The organism is Intestinimonas sp. RTP31139st1_F5_RTP31139_211217, from assembly GCF_040226735.1.
Lineage (GTDB): Bacteria > Bacillota > Clostridia > Oscillospirales > Oscillospiraceae > Intestinimonas > Intestinimonas butyriciproducens.
On sequence record NZ_JBCOAQ010000005.1, the window covers coordinates 80,779 to 97,987 of the forward strand.

Here is a 17,209-nt window from a genome sequence, read left to right on the forward strand (position 1 = left end):
GCCTCCTCTTACCGGTTCTTGAGACTGTACATCAGGGCCAGCGCCGTATACCACCGCCGGCGCACCAGATTGGCGACGATCTGCTTATTCCGTCCCAGGCCCTGGGGCTTCAGCTTCCGGATCGCCTCCGCCATCTCGCTCTCCAGCGCATAGGCCGCCACCCTGCGCTTCTTCTCCTGCATGGTGGCCGGATTGCCGGCGGCAAATTCGTTGCCTATGGCGATGAGGAGCCCCGCCCAGCAGGTGCTCTCTCTCCACTCCGGATCGTCGTCGTCCAGCCCGTACCTGGCCGCCAGGGCGCTCTTATCCGCATAAAATTTTCGGAAGGTATCCATATAATCCGGGAGGTAATTCCGGGTCACGGAGGCCGGATTTTGCAGATAGTAGTACAGGGGCGCATCCACCATTGCCAGCCTCCGGGAAAGGCAGAAGTATTCCATCAGAAACAGCTCGTCCTCCAGATAAGCGCCGGAAAAACGCAGGTCGTGCTCTGCGAGGATGGCCCTGGAAAAGAGGAAGCGCCAAATGTATCCGTTAAGGACCTCGCCCGGCTTTCCAAGGCGGCTGCCCAGAAGCCGGTCCACCACCCCCCTCCGGATCTCCTCCGAGCCGTACACCCCCGACGGCATGGCGCCGGGTTCAGCCCACTTCTCCCCGTCCGGACGCACATTCCAGTGGGCGCACCCCGCGGTATCGGCCTGCCCCGAACGGAGCGCATCCAGCAGGGTAGCGCACAGCTCGGGGGCGATCCAGTCGTCGGCATCCACAAAAAGAATGTGCTCCCCCGCCGCCGCCTGCATCCCCAGGTTCCGGGCGGAACTCACCCCGCCGTTGGGCTTATGGAACACCCGCACACGTCCGTCTCCGGCTGCGTATCGGTCACAGAGCCCTCCGCTTCCGTCCGGGGAGCCGTCGTCAATGAGGAGCAGCTCCCAGTCCTGAAAAGTCTGTGCCAGTACGGACTCCACACATTTGGGGAGAACAGCTTCCGCCTTGTAGACGGGAACGATGATGGAAATGATGGGCATGAGGTTTCCTCCTCGCTTGCGCTCAATCCGAATCAGGACGCCGCAGCCGGTGCGTCCATGTGCCGCGTCGATTGGTGATATTATATCGTTCTTTTCCCTGAAATGCAACAGCAGCTTCCGGGCCGACCGCGGGCATCCCCCGCGTAAACGGCAGAGAGCGGCTTCGGTCCGCACCAAAGCCGCTCTCTCAGGACGATCCGCGCCTATGCCTTCCGCCCGGCGCCACGCGGGGTCAGTTCAAAACGATCTCATTGACAGCCTCTATCAAATCGACCACATCGGCTCTCGCCACCAGGGACACCGGCGTCCCATCCACCACCGCAAGGCAGTTCGTTCCGTCGTACCGGTACAGCTCGATCCGAACTTCTGGGTAGTTTTCATTGTCCAGATGGACGGTCAGGCCGATCTCCTTTTTCTGCGTTGGGCGTTCGTCTGTAAAGCTCTCGGCCTTGAGGGATTCCAGCGCGCTCTGGAGATCGCCGATCTCCAATTCCTCCCCCAAATAGGAGTAGGTGCGGCCGTCTCCGCTCCCTTCGGCGGTTATGCTGTATGCGGCCCCCTCCAGGGAGATATCGAGCTGCGTGACGTCAGAAAAGTCTGCGGAGAGCACCTCAAGATGGCGGAGCGCGTCATAGGAGGCGTCCATCAGCGCCTTATATTCATTCGCTGTGATCCGGTAGACAATCCGGGAGTCTCCCACCCTTGCGTATGCCGTGATCTCCTCCTCGGCAGTACCTTCCTCCTGATCGGAGGCTTCTTCGGCGGCTTTTTGCTCCTCCGGGTCCCGGCTGATCTGGAGGGCAAAGGTCTGGGTGATCTCATTGCGCGCCTCGTCCTCATATGTGTAGTCCACCGTGACCGTGAGCTCCGGCGTATCCAGTCCGCAGGTCTCCAGCTCCTCCGCCGTGGCGTTGTAGGTCACATAATCGGTCAGGCTCAGTCCGCTGATTTTTTGCAGATAGGCATCTACTCTGGATGTATCAAGCGGCAGCAGGCTCCCCGCCCGTTCCGCAAAGTATACATCCTCCTCGCAGTAGGTGTTGCCGCTGTCCTCCTCATAGGTGATGCTGTACGATTCCGTACCGGCGAACCGGATCCCCGTCACTTTGTCAAAATCCGGCGTTTCATCGTGATCGATCATATCGCTGAGGCCGGCGTCAAAATAGTCCAGCGGATCATTCTGCACCAGATAGACGTTTCCGTCCCCAACGGAGACATACCGCTGCGAATCCATGCTGCTGTAATTGCCCAGCAGGATTTCCCAGGTCTCATCCGCCGTTGACAGGCAGATGGTGCAGATCGGTTTATCCAGGCCATACTGACCGTAATCCTCCACGTCTTCGATGATAAAGGAAACGCCGAAAGCCCGAAACAGTTCCAACCTCTCCTGGATCTTTTCCTCATCCACCGGGAATGCCGCATCCCCGTCATAAAGCCATGTGTCCTCTTTGTGGAACGCGAGTGTTTCGGCCCCGTATTCCCAGGACAGTGTCTGCACAGCGTCGCTATCGATCTCCAAAACGATGGCATCGCTGTTCCGGATCACCTCCTTATGCTCCTCATACCGAATGACGCCGAATGTCGCGGCACAGGCCGCAAGCAGAAGTCCCAACAGTATCACGAGCCTCCTAGACCGTTTCACTCTGCATCCTCCTTCTCCTCAAAATCACGCCCATCCCAATCCCCAAATACAGGAGCGGGAACACACCGATCATCGCCACTTTCAAAAGGGAAGCCGTGGAATCCCGAATGGTCAGATAGTTATAGTTCAAGGATTTGCTGCGGATCGCCATCGCGTCGCTTTCGCCGACGAGGGAGGCGAGGGCATTCATGGTCAGGTCCACGTTTGCGCCGGAGGAATATGCATTGTACATATCCTCCAGGAAGCTGGAAGAGGAAAACCAGACCATGCCTCCTCCGCCGTCACAAGAGACAGATACGGCGACTGTAAACGGGCCGTCTATGTCGCCCTCTTCCTTTTCATACGTTGTAATGTCATACCCGTCCACCTTGCTGAACGAGGCGTCGGAAGTGGTGAGCAGTTCCGTTACAGTCGCGCCGACGGCAGAGCCGCTTACCGTCAGCGCCTGGGAGATGGGCATGATGGGATAATAGTGCTCCTCAATCAGCGAGTCCGTGATCTCGCTGCTGGACATATCCGGCAGGAGCACATAGGGCAACTGGAAAGCATAGTGCTCCCGGTCCGCCTCCACGACGACCCCCTCCTCTGTGCTTACGCCGTAATCCGCCAGAAGGCTGTAGAGATTTTCCAGGACCCCGCTTTCCGTGGGTCCGGCCATGACCAGCAATTTCCCACCGCCCGTCACATAGTCGGCCAGCAGCTCCTTTTCCTCTGCGGAAATGTCGCTCTCCGGTCCATAAATTACTACGCAGTCGGCTTCCTCCGGCACTCCGTCCGCCGTCAGCAGCGAGAATGTGCTGCACTCCATGTTTTCCTTTTCGATCTGCTCACGGAAGGAAGCGGGAAGCTCCGCCTCCCCATGCCCTTCCAACAGGTACAGTTGGGGCTGCTCCTCGTTCACCACATAATCGATCGCGGAGGTGATGGACCCCTCTCCATCAAAGGAAGTATTATAGGAGTAGGAATACAGGTCCGCTTCCTGGAGGTAGATGTCATCGTATCCGATGAACCGGCTGCGTTCTCCGCACTCCACGACGAGGCTGTTGTTCGAAACGGTCTCATCCGTATATTGCTCGGCAAAGGTGGGGAAAACATCCGGATTCTTTTTGACGATTTCAATATGGTCAGAGAGGCTTTCATACTTGCTCAGCAGGTTCTCGATCGCCTCATCCTCTTTGCCGGACTGTACGATCCAGTAGATCGTCACGTCCTCTTCCAGTGCGTTCACCACCACCTTTGTGTTGCTGGTGATGGAGTAGAGCTTTGAAGCGCTGATGTCATACTTGGTCATGGATGTGGGCAGAGCGGAGGCGAAAATATTCACCACAATCAGGAGAGCCAGCATGATGGCGGTGATCACGAGGGAATAGCCGCCCCCCCGAAAGGCAATTGTATGCTCTCTCGCCGGTTCTGAGGAGGAACTGCGTTTCAGATCTTTTCTCATCAATTATACCTCCTCTTCTCCAGCGACTGCACGGAAAGGAACAGGAAAAAGACGATCACGCTCATATCATATACGATCGCCGTCAGATCAAAGGCGCCGTTTACAAATGTATCGAGCCGTGCAAACAGAGACAGCTTTTCCATGAGGTCCGGCAGCAGGCCCTCCAGAGCCGCCCCGTCCAGCACATTCACAAGGATGAGCACGGCGGCCAAAGCAAAGCAGCAGCCATAGGCCAGGTTTTCATTTTTGGTCAGGTACCAGATCACGGCGCCCAGGGCAAGAATGAGGACGCCGAAGGCGATCACGGTCCCCATGGCCGTAGACGAGACATGCTCCGACAGCCTGACACTGTAATAATTCAAGAGGATCACCGCAATACCGATACCAGCCGCAAATCCCTGGTTGTCCGTCAGAGATGAAAGGAATATGCCCAGTGCGATCAGCGCGGCGCCCATCATAAAAAATGCGAAAATGGATCCGTATGAGGTTGCCAGATACACCTCGCCGAACTGTGCGAAGATCAGCGGATAAAAGGAAATGATACACAGCGGGATCAGGTAGACCACCAGAAGCGCCAGGTATTTCCCCACGATCACCTGAACGGTGGTGATCGGGAGGGAATACAACAGTTGATCGGTCTTCTGCCTGCGCTCCTCCGCAATGACACGCATCGTCAGAATGGGTACGATGACCGCAAGGACTATGCTGCAGAAGCTGAGGACAAACTCAAAATTGCTGACGGCGGCCTGGATATTGTAGAGCATAGCGCCGATGCCCACGAACACCAGCAGGAGCGCACCGAAAAGATAGGCGGTCAAAGAGTGGAAATAGGACCGCAGTTCGTGCTTCAAAACGGCAATCATTGCTCAGCCTCCTCGCTTTCTCCACATCCGGCGTCCGTTCCGGCATCTGACGCCGGGGCGCCCTGCCGGGCATTGTCCGTCAGTTCCAGGAAAATGTCCTCCAGATTTGCCTTTTTCAAGGTCATTTCCAGCAGGGCCTTTTTCTGTTCCGCGAATGCGAAAAATACCGCGCGGGATACCTCATAAATATCATCGTGCTCTGTTTTCAACCGGGCCATGACGTTGCCTGCGGCCTCCCGCTCGAGGTCCAGCCCCGTTATCCGGCCGACGCCGGAAAGGATATCCCTCACCTCCTGTTCGGTCGCCTCTGCGGTCAATGTGATCTCACTGGGCGCCAGCAGCCGCCGTTCCAGGTTGCCGGGCTCGTCAAAAGCCACCAGCTTTCCCTTTGCAATGATGAGGATCTGGTCGCAGATCGTCTGGACCTCGGAGAGAATGTGGGAGCTGAAAACGACCGTGTGTTCCCGTCCAAGCTCCCTGATGAGATCGCGTATTTCGATGATCTGGATGGGGTCCAGCCCGACGGTCGGCTCATCGAGGATAATGACCTTCGGGTTTCCGAGCAACGCCTGGGCGATTCCGACCCGCTGCTTATAGCCCTTGGAAAGGGCTGAAATCCGCCGGTTTTTTACCCCATCGATCCTTGTCTGTCCCACTACCCGGGTGATTTGCCGGTCGAGCTCTGCGCCGTGCAGACCCTTTGCCTCCCCTACAAACCGCAGATACTCCAGTGGGGTCTCATTCATGTAGAGCGGGGGCTGCTCCGGGAGATAGCCGATGCGCTTTTTGGCCTTTTCCGCCTCTTCAAAAATATCATATCCATCGATCCTGACATGCCCCTCCGTCGCGGACAGGCACCCGGTCATAATATTCATAGTGGTCGACTTTCCCGCGCCGTTCGGTCCCAGGAAGCCGTAAACATGGCCCTCCTCGATCTCAAAGGAAAGGTCATCGACCGCCATGAAATCGCCGTAGTATTTTGTCAAGTGCTCAACTGTTATCATAGTCTGCCTCCTCGAACCTATGTTGGCCATCCCGCCGTCCGTCCCCGCCTGAAAAAGGCCGGCGCACCCGGACAGCGTTTTTCCCTTCCGCCGGTCCCATTGCCCGCGCGCAAACAAGGGCCAGTTCTATTGTAATCTCTTGCGCTGAAACGACGCTGAAGCCTTTTGTAAAAATTTTTTGAACAAAAAAGGCGGAGAGGCACCTTCTCCTCTCCGCCCCCGAAAACGGACGCTAAACGCAGGGTAGTTCCACAAAAAAGCTGTTGACCCCGTCCTCACTCTCCGCCCAAATGCTCCCTCTATGCTGCACCACAATATTCTCCGCGATGGAGAGGCCCAGACCAAAGCTCCCGTCCCTGCTTCGGGCCCTATCCACGCGGTAAAACCGTTTGAATATGTTTTTAATATCTTCCGGCGGGATGCGCTCTCCCTGGTTTTTTACAACCAGTCTGCAGCGCCGGTTCCCCTGCTTTTGGAGCGTCACCCAGGCAGTCCCGCCGGGAGAGGAATACTTCAGCGCGTTGTCCAGCAAAATGTCCATCAGCCGCTGCAGCAGTGCCGTTTCCCCGGAAACAGAAATATCCCGGTCGATCCGGACGTCCAGGCGCAGCCCCTTTTCAAAAAAGGCTGGCTCAAAAGGGAGCACGGCATTGGCGGCCAATCTGCTGAAATCCACAGTACCGACGGTGGGCCTCGATTCGGCGTTGTCCGTCCTGGCCAGCTCCAGCAACTGTTCAATCAGCTCCCGCATCTGCCGGGACATAACCAGAATGTGGGATAAAAATTGGGCTTTATATGCCTCGCTGTATTCCGGGTCGCTCATGAGTTCTGCGTTTGTCATAATGACCGTCAGGGGCGTTTTCAGTTCGTGCGACGCATCCGCCACGAACTGACGCTGCTGCTTCCATGCCAGCTCCACCGGCCTTACCGCCCATCCGGAGAGAAGGATGCTTATGGCCAGAAACACCCCGAACCCGAGCCCTCCAAGAAAAAGACAGGTTTTCGTCAAATGGTCCAGCGTGGCGACCTCGCTGGAGATATCCGTAAATACCAGGCATTGGTCGATCGGCGTACCGACCCGGTAATACCGCAGATGGTACCCCTCGATCACGCCGAACGCCTTGGGGGAAGCAAACGCCATATCGATCAGATCGCTCAGAAATGCATCGTTGGACAAGTCATAATAGCCTCCGCTGGTCGCTATCAGCTCTCCCCGTGGACTCACCTGGAGTATAAAGTACGGTAGGCGCACTTCTCCTCCGGACTCATTGGGGATACCGGGGTGAAAGGGCTGGCTGGCAATGTTCTGCATCATGGCAATGCTCTCGGTTTCTAGATTCGCCCGCGTAAAATAGAACACAAGCCCCAAGATCACACCGAGCATGATGGTGACAATACTCATGTTGATCATCACAAATTTAAATCGCAGTTTTCGGATCATGCTACTCCTCCTCCAAATGGTAGCCCAGTCTGCGGATCGCTGCAATTCGGATGTTCGAACCGATGCTGGCGAGCTTTTTTCTCAGGAACCCAATGTAGACCTCCACATGGTTTTCTACCGCTTCGGAGTCGAAGCCCCACACCCTAGCGAGGATTACTTCCTTTGACAGGTTCCTCCCGCCCGCCTGCAGCAGAAACCGCATGACGTCGAATTCCTTGGCCGAAAGACGGACTCTGTTTTCTCCGCAGATCAGCATGGCGGAAGAGAGATCCAGCGAGGTGTTCCCAAACCTGACCTCGTCCACCTGCGCCCCCTGCCTGCGCAGCAACGCGTTGATGCAGGCCAGGAGTTCCCTCGCATCGAAAGGTTTTGTGAGATAGTAGTCCGCGCCGGCGTTCAGCCCTGTTATGCGGTCCTCCAGCTCTGATTTGGCGGTCAGCATCAGGATCATGGACCCCAAATGCTTCATGCGGACCCTCCTGGCCACTTCGAATCCGTCCACGCTCGGCATCATAACATCCAGAATCAGCAAATCGTAGACGCCCAGCTCTGCGTATTGCCTTCCCGTCTCTCCGTCATAGGCGACCTCCACATCGAATCCCTTTTTCTGCAAAAGAGTACGGATGGAGTCTGCCAGCAGCTTTTCATCCTCAACAATCAATATCTTCACGTCCGCACACCTCCGGGATGTTCCACGTTTATCATACACCCAAACCCTGAAATAAAGCTGAAGGTTTTACAGAAAGCCCGGCAGTTCCGACCGAACTGAGAAAAACGGCGTGACATGCGCTGCATGTCACGCCGTTTTTCTTTTCGTATCCCAACGCACCGGCTCTCTGCCCCGCGTCCGGCGGTCAGACCTCCGGCACCGGCTTACAGATACTGCTTGAGCAGCTCCGCCCGGTCAGTCTTTTCCCAGGGCAGGTCCACATCGGTACGGCCGAAATGGCCATAGGCAGCGGTCTGCTCATAGATGGGGCGACGCAGGTCCAGATCCCGGATGATGGCGGCCGGGCGCAGGTCGAAGTGCCGGTTGATGATTTCTGCCAGCCGCTCGTCGGGCAGCCTGCCGGTACCATAGGTGTCCACCAGCACGGAGACCGGATGGGCCACGCCGATGGCATAGGCCAGTTCGATCTGGCACTTGCGGGCAAGGCCCGCCGCCACCAGGTTCTTGGCCGCATACCGGGCCATATAGGCGGCGGAGCGGTCCACCTTGGTGGGGTCCTTGCCGGAGAAACAGCCGCCGCCGTGGCTGGCGGAGCCGCCGTAAGTATCCACGATGATCTTCCGCCCGGTGAGGCCGGTGTCCCCCACAGGGCCGCCGACCACAAAGCGCCCGGTCGGGTTTACATAAATTTTAGTGTCCTTGTCGATGTACTGCGCGGGGATGATGGGCTTGATGATGGTCTCCATCACCGCCTCCCGCAAGTCCTTCAGGGCGATGTCCGGGTCGTGCTGGGTGGAGACCACAATGGCGGGGCAGCGCAGGACACGGCCCTCCGCGTCGTACTCCACGGTGACCTGGCTCTTGCCGTCGGGGCGCAGCCAGGTGAGCTCCCCGCTCTTGCGGGCCTGGGCCAGGCGGCGGGAGAGGCGGTGGGCCATGGAGATGGGCGCGGGCATGAGTTCAGCGGTCTCGTCGCAGGCGTAGCCGAACATCATTCCCTGGTCGCCGGCACCCACCAGGTCCAGCGGGTCGCTGTCGCCGCCCTGCTGGACCTCGAAGGACTGATTGACGCCCATGGCGATGTCGGGAGACTGCTCGTCGATGGCTGTCATGACGGCGCAGGAGCGGTAGTCAAAACCGTAGGCCGGATCGGTGTAGCCGATCCGCTGCACGGTTCTGCGGGCAATGGCCGGGATATCGGTGTAGTGGGAGGTGGTGATCTCTCCCATGACCACGATCATGCCAGTGGTGGTGAAGGTCTCACAGGCCACATGGGCGGTGGGGTCGCTTGCCAGGATATCGTCCAGGACCGCGTCGGAGATCTGGTCGCATACCTTGTCTGGATGTCCTTCGGTGACGGACTCGGAGGTGAATACACGGTGACTCATACTGATACCTTTCCTTTCTTTCTGTCCAGGACGGGAGGCATGAAAAATGCGCTCCACATCCAACGGAGCGCACGAAGTTTTGTTTCCTCATCTTTCGATCACTGCCGCCGGATTTGGCACCTTGCGCTTCACCGCAGGTTGCCGGGCTTCATCGGGCCGTTCCCTCCGCCACTCTTGATAAGGCTATTTGATTGTGTTTCTATTATAAGCGACAGCCCCGGGGTCTGTCAAGGGGGACGACCTCCTCGCTCTTTTCCCAGATTTCCCAAACTGGGAAAGGACGCATTTGGAAAGTTTACAAAAACTTATAGACTTCCCGCAGAAAACCGGGTAAAATATCTCACACACTAACTGATGTAAGGAGGCTGCGGCCTTGCACTCCATTACCGACTGGCTCGACCGGTTCTGCTACAAACACCCGCGTTTGGGGATTCCCAATCTGATGATGTACATCGTCATCGGCAATATCGCCGTCTATCTGCTGGACAATTTCAGCGGCGGCGCCTGTTCCGCCATGCTGGCCTTTATCCCGGCCGGTATCCTTCGCGGCCAGCTCTGGCGGCTCGTCACCTTTATTTTCGTCCCCGCCTCCGGCTATAACCTGATCTTTTTCGCCCTCTTCCTCTACATGTATTATTTCATCGGCAACATGCTTGAGCGTGAGTGGGGTTCGGTCAAGTTCACTGTGTACTACGGCATCGGCGTGCTGGCCAATATCGTTGTGGGGTTGGTGCTCTCTGTGCTGTATGGCGCCAACTACGCCTGGTCCGTGGTCAGTGTGGACTACCTCAATATGTCCCTCTTCTTTGCCTTTGCCGCCCTGTACCCCGACCTCCAGTTTCTGCTCTTCTTCATCATCCCGGTGAAGGCCAAATGGCTGGCCTGGATCGACGCGGCTTTTTTTGCGCTGTCCATCGCCACCAGTCTCCTGAACCTCAGTTGGACCGGCGTGGTGCTGCCCCTAGTGGCCATCGCCAATTTTCTTCTTTTCTTCTGGGAGGACGCCGCCCGCATCTTTGGCCGGGTCAAGCACCAGCATTCCCGCCAGACCATCAATTTTAAAAAGGCCACGCGGGATGTAAAAAAAGAAAAGGGATATCTTCATAAATGCGCCGTCTGCGGCATCACCGACGCGGACGACCCCGACATGGAGTTCCGTTACTGCTCCAAGTGCAACGGCTACTATTGCTACTGCATGAACCATATCAATAACCACGTGCACATTCAATAAAATAAAAGGGAGGCTCTTGCGATGACGGAGCGCGAACTGGTGGACAAGGCCATCTCCATGTTTCCATATTCCTATGTACCCTATTCCCACTTCCCTGTGGGCGCGGCTCTGGAGTGCGCGGATGGCTCTGTATTCACCGGATGCAATGTGGAGAATTCCGCTTACGGCGATACCATATGTGCCGAGCGCACCGCTGTGGTCAAAGCGGTGAGTGAAGGCCATCGGGACGATTTCGTCCGCATCGCCATCGCCGGAAATTCCAAGGACTACTGCTGGCCCTGCGGTTCCTGCCGTCAGGTGCTGTTTGAATTCGCGCCCGATCTGGAGGTCCTCATCGCAAAAGAGGGCGGCGACTATGTGAAGCTGTCCCTTCAGGCCCTATTGGCCCACGGCTTCGGCCCCAAGGCACTCTTATAATCTTATTTTTTGTATAGTGCCTCCTCATGTTGGTTATCCTATGGCTGGAAACCCAAAATGAGGAGGTATTCTTCCATGATCATGGATAAGATCGCCCTGGTCCTGGCCATTATCGGCGGACTCAACTGGGGCAGCATCGGCATCTTTGGCTTTGATATCGTGGCCTTCCTGTTCGGCGGGTCCGGCAGCGCCATCAGCCGCGTGATCTATACCCTGGTGGGTCTCGCCGCTATCTGGTGCATCTCTCTGCTTTTCCGCGATACTGCAGCGGCAGACGAGCGGGCCTGAGGCTAAGAAATCCCCGCACTCTTCCTGGAGTGCGGGGATTTTTGCATGTCGCAAGATCCCTCGGCGCCTTTTGATCCGCTGCGCAGATGGGCCGTTCGCGTACCCATCCCCCCATCCGCTGTCTGCCAGAGACGTTTTTTCCGTTTTCTCTAGACAAACACCCCCCCGGGGGGTATTATAATACCACACCCCCGGGGGGTATTATTTTACGCCTCTCACTTTGTAAGGAGGGATTGCACTGTGATGGCAGACCAGAAAAAGGTCCTGCGCCTCCTCAAGACCGCCCGCGGTCAGATGGACGGCATCATCAAAATGGTGGAGGAGGACCGCTATTGCATCGATATCTCCACCCAGGTCATGGCCGCCGAGGCCATGTTGAACCGGGTCAATCAGGAGATCCTGACCGCCCACCTGAAGCATTGTGTCAATACCGCGCACACTCAGGAGGAGCGTGAGAAAAAGATCGATGAATTGGTGGACATGCTGGGCAAAATATTGAAGTGATCACTTACACTCTTGCGAGGTAACCATCTATGAAACAGAAATTCAATGTCACCGGTATGACCTGCTCGGCCTGCTCGGCCCATGTGACCAAGGCAGTGGAGAAGCTCCCGGGCGTGTCCTCCGTCAATGTCAACCTGTTGGGCGGGTCCATGCTGGTGGAGTATGACCCGGGCGCTGAGAGTCCGGAATCCATCATTGCCGCGGTGGATGATGCGGGCTACGGGGCCGCGCTCCCCGCCTCCAAGGGCGGCGCCAAGGCGGATGCCGCTCCCGCGGTCGACATAGAGGCCGAACTGCTGGGGATGAAGCGCCGATTTGTGATCTCCCTGTGCTTTCTCCTCCCTCTCTTTTATATCGCCATGGGGCACATGATGGGGTGGCCCCTCCCGCATTTCTTTCACGACAGCCGAAACGCCCTCAGCTTCGCTCTGATCCAGTTCCTGCTGGTACTGCCCATCATGTATGTCAACGATAAATACTATAAAGTGGGCTTCAAGACCCTGCTCCACGGCTCCCCCAATATGGATTCCCTCATTGCGCTGGGCTCCCTGGCCGCCGTGGTCTACGGTGTGGCCGCCCTCTTCCAGATCAGCTACGGCATGGGGCACGGAGACGCCGAGCGGGTGTCCAAGTGGTCTATGGACCTCTATTTTGAGTCCGCGGGCATGATCCTCACCCTCATCACTCTGGGCAAATATCTGGAGACCCGTTCCAAGGGGAAGACCAGCGAGGCCATCAGCCGGCTGATGGATCTGGCCCCCAAGACCGCGACTGTCCTTCGGGATGGCGCCGAGGTGGAGATTCCGGTGGAAGATGTGGCTGTGGGGGACCTCATCTTGGTCAGGCCCGGCGCCTCCATCCCCGTGGACGGCGAGGTGACGGAAGGGACCTCTTCGGTGGACGAGTCCGCCCTCACCGGCGAATCCATCCCCGTGGAAAAAGGGCCTGGAGACCGGGTCGTGGCAGCTTCCATCAATAAGTCGGGCTCCTTCACCTTTCGCGCCACCCGGGTGGGGGACGACACCACTCTGGCCCAGATGATTGCTCTGGTGGACGAGGCCGCCTCTTCCAAGGCCCCCATTGCCAAGCTGGCGGATCAGGTTGCCGGCATTTTTGTCCCCACTGTCATCGGCATTGCCCTGGTCACCGCCGCCGTATGGCTGGTCCTGGGCTACGGCGTGGAGCACGCTCTGACCGCCGGCGTGGCCGTGCTGGTCATCTCCTGTCCCTGTGCACTGGGACTCGCCACCCCTGTGGCAATCATGGTCGGCACAGGAAAGGGCGCGGAAAACGGTATCCTGATCAAGTCCGCAGAGGCGCTGGAGACCCTGCACACCGTCTCCACGGTGGTGCTGGACAAGACCGGCACCGTCACGGAGGGCCGGCCCAGGGTCACCGACCTCTACCCCGGAGAGGGCATCACAACAGAGGAGCTGCTCTGCGTGGCCGCTTCCCTGGAGAAGCCCTCAGAACACCCTCTGGCCGAGGCCATTGTCCGCGAAGCTGAGGAGCGCAAGATCCCCCTTGTCCCGGTCCGGGACTTCGAAGCCGTCCACGGCCGCGGCGTCCGGGCTGAAGTCCAGGGCTCCCATTATCTGGCCGGCAACCGTGCCATGATGGAGGAGAGCGGAATTGATCTGGGCGCGGAACACCTGATGGCCGACGGCCTGGCTGAAAACGGCAAGACCCCCCTCTACTTTGCACAGGACGGCAGGCTCATGGGCCTCATCGCCGTGGCGGACACGGTAAAGCCCTCCAGCGCCGAGGCCATGTGCGGCTTCCGCGCGCTGGGGATCGACGTGGTCATGCTCACCGGCGACAACCAGCGCACCGCCGACGCCATTGGCCGGGAGCTGGGCGTCACCAAGGTCATCGCCGAGGTCCTTCCCCAGGACAAGGAGGCTGTCATCGCCTCTCTTCAAACCGAAGGCCGGCGGGTAGCCATGGTGGGAGACGGCATCAACGATGCCCCGGCTCTGGCCCGATCCGACGTGGGGCTGGCCATCGGCGCAGGGACTGACGTAGCCATCGAGTCGGCGGACATCGTACTCATGAAAAGTGATCTTCTGGACGCCGTAACGGCGGTGGAGCTCTCCAAGGCCACCATCCGGAATGTGAAGCAGAACCTCTTCTGGGCCTTTATCTACAACATCATCGGGATCCCCCTGGCCGCCGGCGTGTGGTTCCCCCTCACCGGCTGGCAGCTCAACCCCATGTTCGCCGCCGCGGCCATGAGCCTCTCCTCGGTGAGCGTGGTCTCCAACGCCCTGCGTCTCAAGCTCTTCAAGCCCCGGCGTTCCCATCCGGCAAAGTCTGTTCCCACAGGGGCGGATGGCCATATCGATATGAAAAAGGAAGTGTGTCAAATGGAAAAGAAACTCACCATCGACGGCATGATGTGCCAGCACTGCGTCGCCCACGTCTCCAAGGCTCTGAACAGCCTGCCCGGCGTCACAGCCAGCGTGGACCTGGACACCAAGACCGCTACCGTCTCCGGCACCGCCTCTGACGAGGCACTGAAGAAGGCGGTGGAGGAGGCCGGATACTCCGTGGTATCCATCTCCTGAGTCCATATCCCCGCAAAACAGCGCACCCCCGGAGGAAACTCCGGGGGTGCGCTGTTTGCTCTATGCCTGATAGAAGCAGATGGAGCCCCGGGCCTTCTTCGCCTGGTACAGGGCCGTGTCCGCCCGGCGCAGCAGCTCCGCCGGGCCCACGCCCGGCTGGTGGACCGCCACGCCGAAGCTGATGGTCACCTGCTCCAGCTCCCGGCTGAGCGCCGCCTCAGAAAAGCTGTGCTGGATATCCTGACAGGCCTCGCAGAGCTGCGACTTTGTCCGGCTCCGGAATAAAATGCAGAACTCGTCCCCGCCAAAGCGGTAGGCCGCGCCGAGCCTTGTCTTTTGCAGCACGTTTCCCAATTCCCGCAGATACCGGTCTCCCTGCATGTGCCCCTGAGTATCGTTGACCTCCTTGAAATTGTCCAGGTCCAGAATGGCCATACTGTATTCCGGCTCCGGCCCTTCCCCCGCCAGCGTGTCCATCATCTGCTGGAGCGCCTGTCGGTTCCCAACGCCGGTCAGAGAATCCGTCAGCGCCTCTACCTGGAAATGCTGCTTCTCCAGCTCACGCTGGATGCTGATCCGATTCTTTTCCTGTTCAATGGAGATCATCACCATGCAGCCTACATAGACCGCCGCTAAAATCACCAGGGAGAGCGCAAAGTCCATGTTCTGCTCCGCGGTGCCCAGCTTGGAACTTGCTTCCGGGTCCCAGTGGAAGAGCAGGTCGGAGAGCGTTTTGCACAGAATACAGCCTGCCGCCGTCATAGTGGTCAGCACCCGATCTCCATAGGCCGTTGTCAGCACGATGGGGACTCCGAAGGCCATACAGAGGGATGGGAAAATATTGTGTACCGTATAGGTCACACAGCAGATGAATACCAGCGCCATTGAGACCGTATATATTTTTGCCCTGAGTGGGAGCCGGGAACGCTTGACCCACAGCGCCGCCACTACGGCCAGCAGATTCAGGCCGGAAGGCGCCAGCATATATTTCCCTATGTATAAGCTCCGGGAGGCCGTCATTCCTCCCATCCACCGCAGGGCAAAGTAGACCACCGCCTCCATCAGACAGATGAAGGCCGCCAGCCCCGCTCCCGCCCTGAAGTGGGCGTTCAGCCATTTGGCGTTGATCCGGTCATATTCTCTGCGGAGCATATCCTGCCCGCCGCTTCTATCGCCCATGCAGGAATCCCTCCCCCCAGGTTTTCCGTTATTGTACCAGATATCTCTCCGCATGTCACGAAAAACGTATCTCCTCCTCTTTCTCCATTGACGGGGCGCGCCCGTTTGGGATATGATGGAGATAGTATCTATAAAGGGTACCGAAGGAGGTCGTTCTTATGCCCACCCTGCTTATCAAAAATGCCCGGTACATCGTCTCCTGCGACGACAAGGACACTCTGTATGAACGCACAAATCTCTATATCAAGGACGGCGTTATCGCCTCAATCGGCCGTGACTACCACACTGCGGACCAGATCATCGACGCCTCCTCCATGGTGGTCTACCCCGGCCTCATCAACACCCATCACCACCTCTACCAAATCTTCTCCCGCAACCTGCCGGAGGTGCAGAAGATGGAGCTGTTTCCCTGGCTGGTCACCCTGTACGAGGTCTGGAAGGGGCTCGACGAGGAGGTGGTCGCCTACTCCACCCTCACGGGCCTGGGCGAGCTTCTGAAAACCGGATGCACCACCTGTTTCGACCATCATTATGTCTTTCCCCGCGGAGCGGGCGACCTCCTCGCCGCCCAGTTCCGGGCCGCGGCTCAGGTCGGGATGCGCTTCGTGGCCTCCCGCGGCTCCATGGATCTCTCTCAGAAGGATGGGGGCCTTCCCCCCGATTCGGTGGTGCAGACCATCGACGAGATCATGGCCGATTCCGAACGGCTGGTCCGGGTATGGCATGACCCTTCGCCTTTTTCCATGCGCCAGGTGGCCCTGGCCCCGTGTTCTCCCTTTTCGGTGAGCGGCGACCTGCTCCGGGAATCCGCCAAGCTGGCCCGGACCCTGGGTGTGCGCCTCCACACCCACGTAGCCGAGACCAGGGACGAGGAGCAGTTTACGCTGGAGAAATTCGGTCTCCGCCCCGTAGCCTACATGCAGTCTCTGGGCTGGACCGGGCCGGACGTCTGGTATGCCCACGGCATCCACTTCAACGACGACGAGCTGCGCATCCTGGCGGAGACGGGCACCGGCGTGGCCCACTGTCCCGCGTCCAACATGAAGCTCTCCTCCGGCGTATGCCGGGTGCCGGAGCTGCTCCGGCTGGACATCCCGGTGGGGCTGGCCGTGGATGGCGCGGCCTCCAACGACGGCTCCAGTCTGCTGGAGGAAATGCGCGTGTGTTATCTGCTCCACCGGCTCCATGCCAGCGCCGCCGCCCCCACAGGCTACGATGTGCTGAAGCTTGCCACCCGAGGCTCCGCCCGGCTGCTGGGTCGGGACGACATCGGCTGCCTCGCCGCCGGAAAGGCAGCCGACCTCTTCCTGATCGATCTCAACCGCCTGAGCCTGGTGGGCGCGCAGTTTGATCCCATGTCCATGCTGGGCACCGTGGGCTTCAAGGGCGACGTGGACTACACCATCGTAAACGGCGTTCCCGTCGTCCAGCACGGGGAGCTCACCACCATCGATGAGCGGGAGACCGCCTATGAGGCAAACCGGGTGGTCGCGCGCTATCTGGGCCGCTGAGGAAAGGAGGGGGCGTCCGCACAGTTGTGCGG

The 17,209-nt window shown here is 58.5% G+C and carries 15 protein-coding genes and 1 riboswitch; of the genes, 6 read left to right on the top strand and 9 right to left on the bottom strand.

Annotated features, from left to right (window positions below):
* Positions 1 to 8: 8 nt before the first annotated feature.
* The 8 genes from ABUA09_RS05865 to metK all read right to left on the bottom strand — a co-directional run bounded on the left by ABUA09_RS05865 (position 9) and on the right by metK (position 9,480).
* Positions 9 to 1,028 carry a glycosyltransferase family 2 protein gene (locus ABUA09_RS05865; protein WP_033116308.1) on the bottom strand — a complete coding sequence of 340 codons (1,020 nt, stop codon included), beginning with the start codon at positions 1,026 to 1,028 and terminating at the stop codon, positions 9 to 11.
* Positions 1,029 to 1,260: 232 nt separating this feature from the next.
* On the bottom strand, positions 1,261 to 2,670 hold the full coding sequence (locus ABUA09_RS05870; RefSeq protein WP_349949204.1) for a DUF4340 domain-containing protein: 1,410 nt from the start codon (positions 2,668 to 2,670) through the stop codon (positions 1,261 to 1,263).
* On the bottom strand, positions 2,657 to 4,114 hold the full coding sequence (locus ABUA09_RS05875) for a Gldg family protein (RefSeq protein WP_279204505.1): 1,458 nt from the start codon (positions 4,112 to 4,114) through the stop codon (positions 2,657 to 2,659). Before ABUA09_RS05875 ends, ABUA09_RS05870 begins: the two co-directional genes overlap by 14 nt.
* Entirely contained in the window at positions 4,114 to 4,977 is an 864-nt protein-coding gene (locus ABUA09_RS05880) for an ABC transporter permease (protein WP_033116310.1), read from the bottom strand. Before ABUA09_RS05880 ends, ABUA09_RS05875 begins: the two co-directional genes overlap by 1 nt.
* Positions 4,974 to 5,981: an ABC transporter ATP-binding protein gene (locus tag ABUA09_RS05885; protein WP_033116311.1), complete on the bottom strand. Its 1,008-nt coding sequence runs from the start codon at positions 5,979 to 5,981 to the stop codon at positions 4,974 to 4,976. Before ABUA09_RS05885 ends, ABUA09_RS05880 begins: the two co-directional genes overlap by 4 nt.
* Before the next feature lie 232 nt (positions 5,982 to 6,213).
* A complete protein-coding gene (locus ABUA09_RS05890) occupies positions 6,214 to 7,422 on the bottom strand; it encodes a sensor histidine kinase (protein WP_208319009.1) in 1,209 nt (402 codons plus the stop codon).
* A gap of 1 nt (position 7,423) precedes the next feature.
* Positions 7,424 to 8,092, bottom strand: coding sequence for a response regulator transcription factor (locus tag ABUA09_RS05895; RefSeq protein ID WP_279204502.1), 669 nt, complete (start codon positions 8,090 to 8,092; stop codon positions 7,424 to 7,426).
* Between the two features lie 203 nt (positions 8,093 to 8,295).
* Positions 8,296 to 9,480, bottom strand: a complete 1,185-nt coding sequence (metK, locus tag ABUA09_RS05900; RefSeq protein WP_033116314.1) for a methionine adenosyltransferase — start codon at positions 9,478 to 9,480, stop codon at positions 8,296 to 8,298.
* 84 nt (positions 9,481 to 9,564) lie between these two features.
* Positions 9,565 to 9,664: riboswitch (SAM riboswitch) on the bottom strand.
* A 189-nt stretch (positions 9,665 to 9,853) separates the two neighbouring features.
* Between metK and ABUA09_RS05905 the strand changes: the two genes are divergently transcribed.
* From ABUA09_RS05905 to ABUA09_RS05925, 5 genes are all read left to right on the top strand, one after another.
* Positions 9,854 to 10,711: a rhomboid family intramembrane serine protease gene (locus tag ABUA09_RS05905; protein WP_279204500.1), complete on the top strand. Its 858-nt coding sequence runs from the start codon at positions 9,854 to 9,856 to the stop codon at positions 10,709 to 10,711.
* Between the two features lie 21 nt (positions 10,712 to 10,732).
* Positions 10,733 to 11,128, top strand: a complete 396-nt coding sequence (gene cdd / locus ABUA09_RS05910) for a cytidine deaminase (RefSeq protein ID WP_033116316.1) — start codon at positions 10,733 to 10,735, stop codon at positions 11,126 to 11,128.
* Positions 11,129 to 11,203: 75 nt separating this feature from the next.
* Entirely contained in the window at positions 11,204 to 11,416 is a 213-nt protein-coding gene (locus tag ABUA09_RS05915; protein ID WP_033116317.1) for a DUF378 domain-containing protein, read from the top strand.
* A 240-nt stretch (positions 11,417 to 11,656) separates the two neighbouring features.
* Entirely contained in the window at positions 11,657 to 11,920 is a 264-nt protein-coding gene (locus tag ABUA09_RS05920) for a metal-sensing transcriptional repressor (protein ID WP_033116318.1), read from the top strand.
* Positions 11,921 to 11,949: 29 nt separating this feature from the next.
* A complete protein-coding gene (locus tag ABUA09_RS05925) occupies positions 11,950 to 14,487 on the top strand; it encodes a heavy metal translocating P-type ATPase (protein ID WP_349949205.1) in 2,538 nt (845 codons plus the stop codon).
* A 60-nt stretch (positions 14,488 to 14,547) separates the two neighbouring features.
* On the opposite strand, the gene ABUA09_RS05930 is transcribed toward ABUA09_RS05925, so the two are convergent.
* On the bottom strand, positions 14,548 to 15,666 hold the full coding sequence (locus tag ABUA09_RS05930; RefSeq protein ID WP_058117509.1) for a GGDEF domain-containing protein: 1,119 nt from the start codon (positions 15,664 to 15,666) through the stop codon (positions 14,548 to 14,550).
* Positions 15,667 to 15,824: 158 nt separating this feature from the next.
* Here ABUA09_RS05930 and ABUA09_RS05935 point away from each other — a divergent pair, with 158 nt between their 5' ends.
* Entirely contained in the window at positions 15,825 to 17,177 is a 1,353-nt protein-coding gene (locus tag ABUA09_RS05935; RefSeq protein ID WP_349949206.1) for an 8-oxoguanine deaminase, read from the top strand.
* Positions 17,178 to 17,209: the final 32 nt, after the last annotated feature.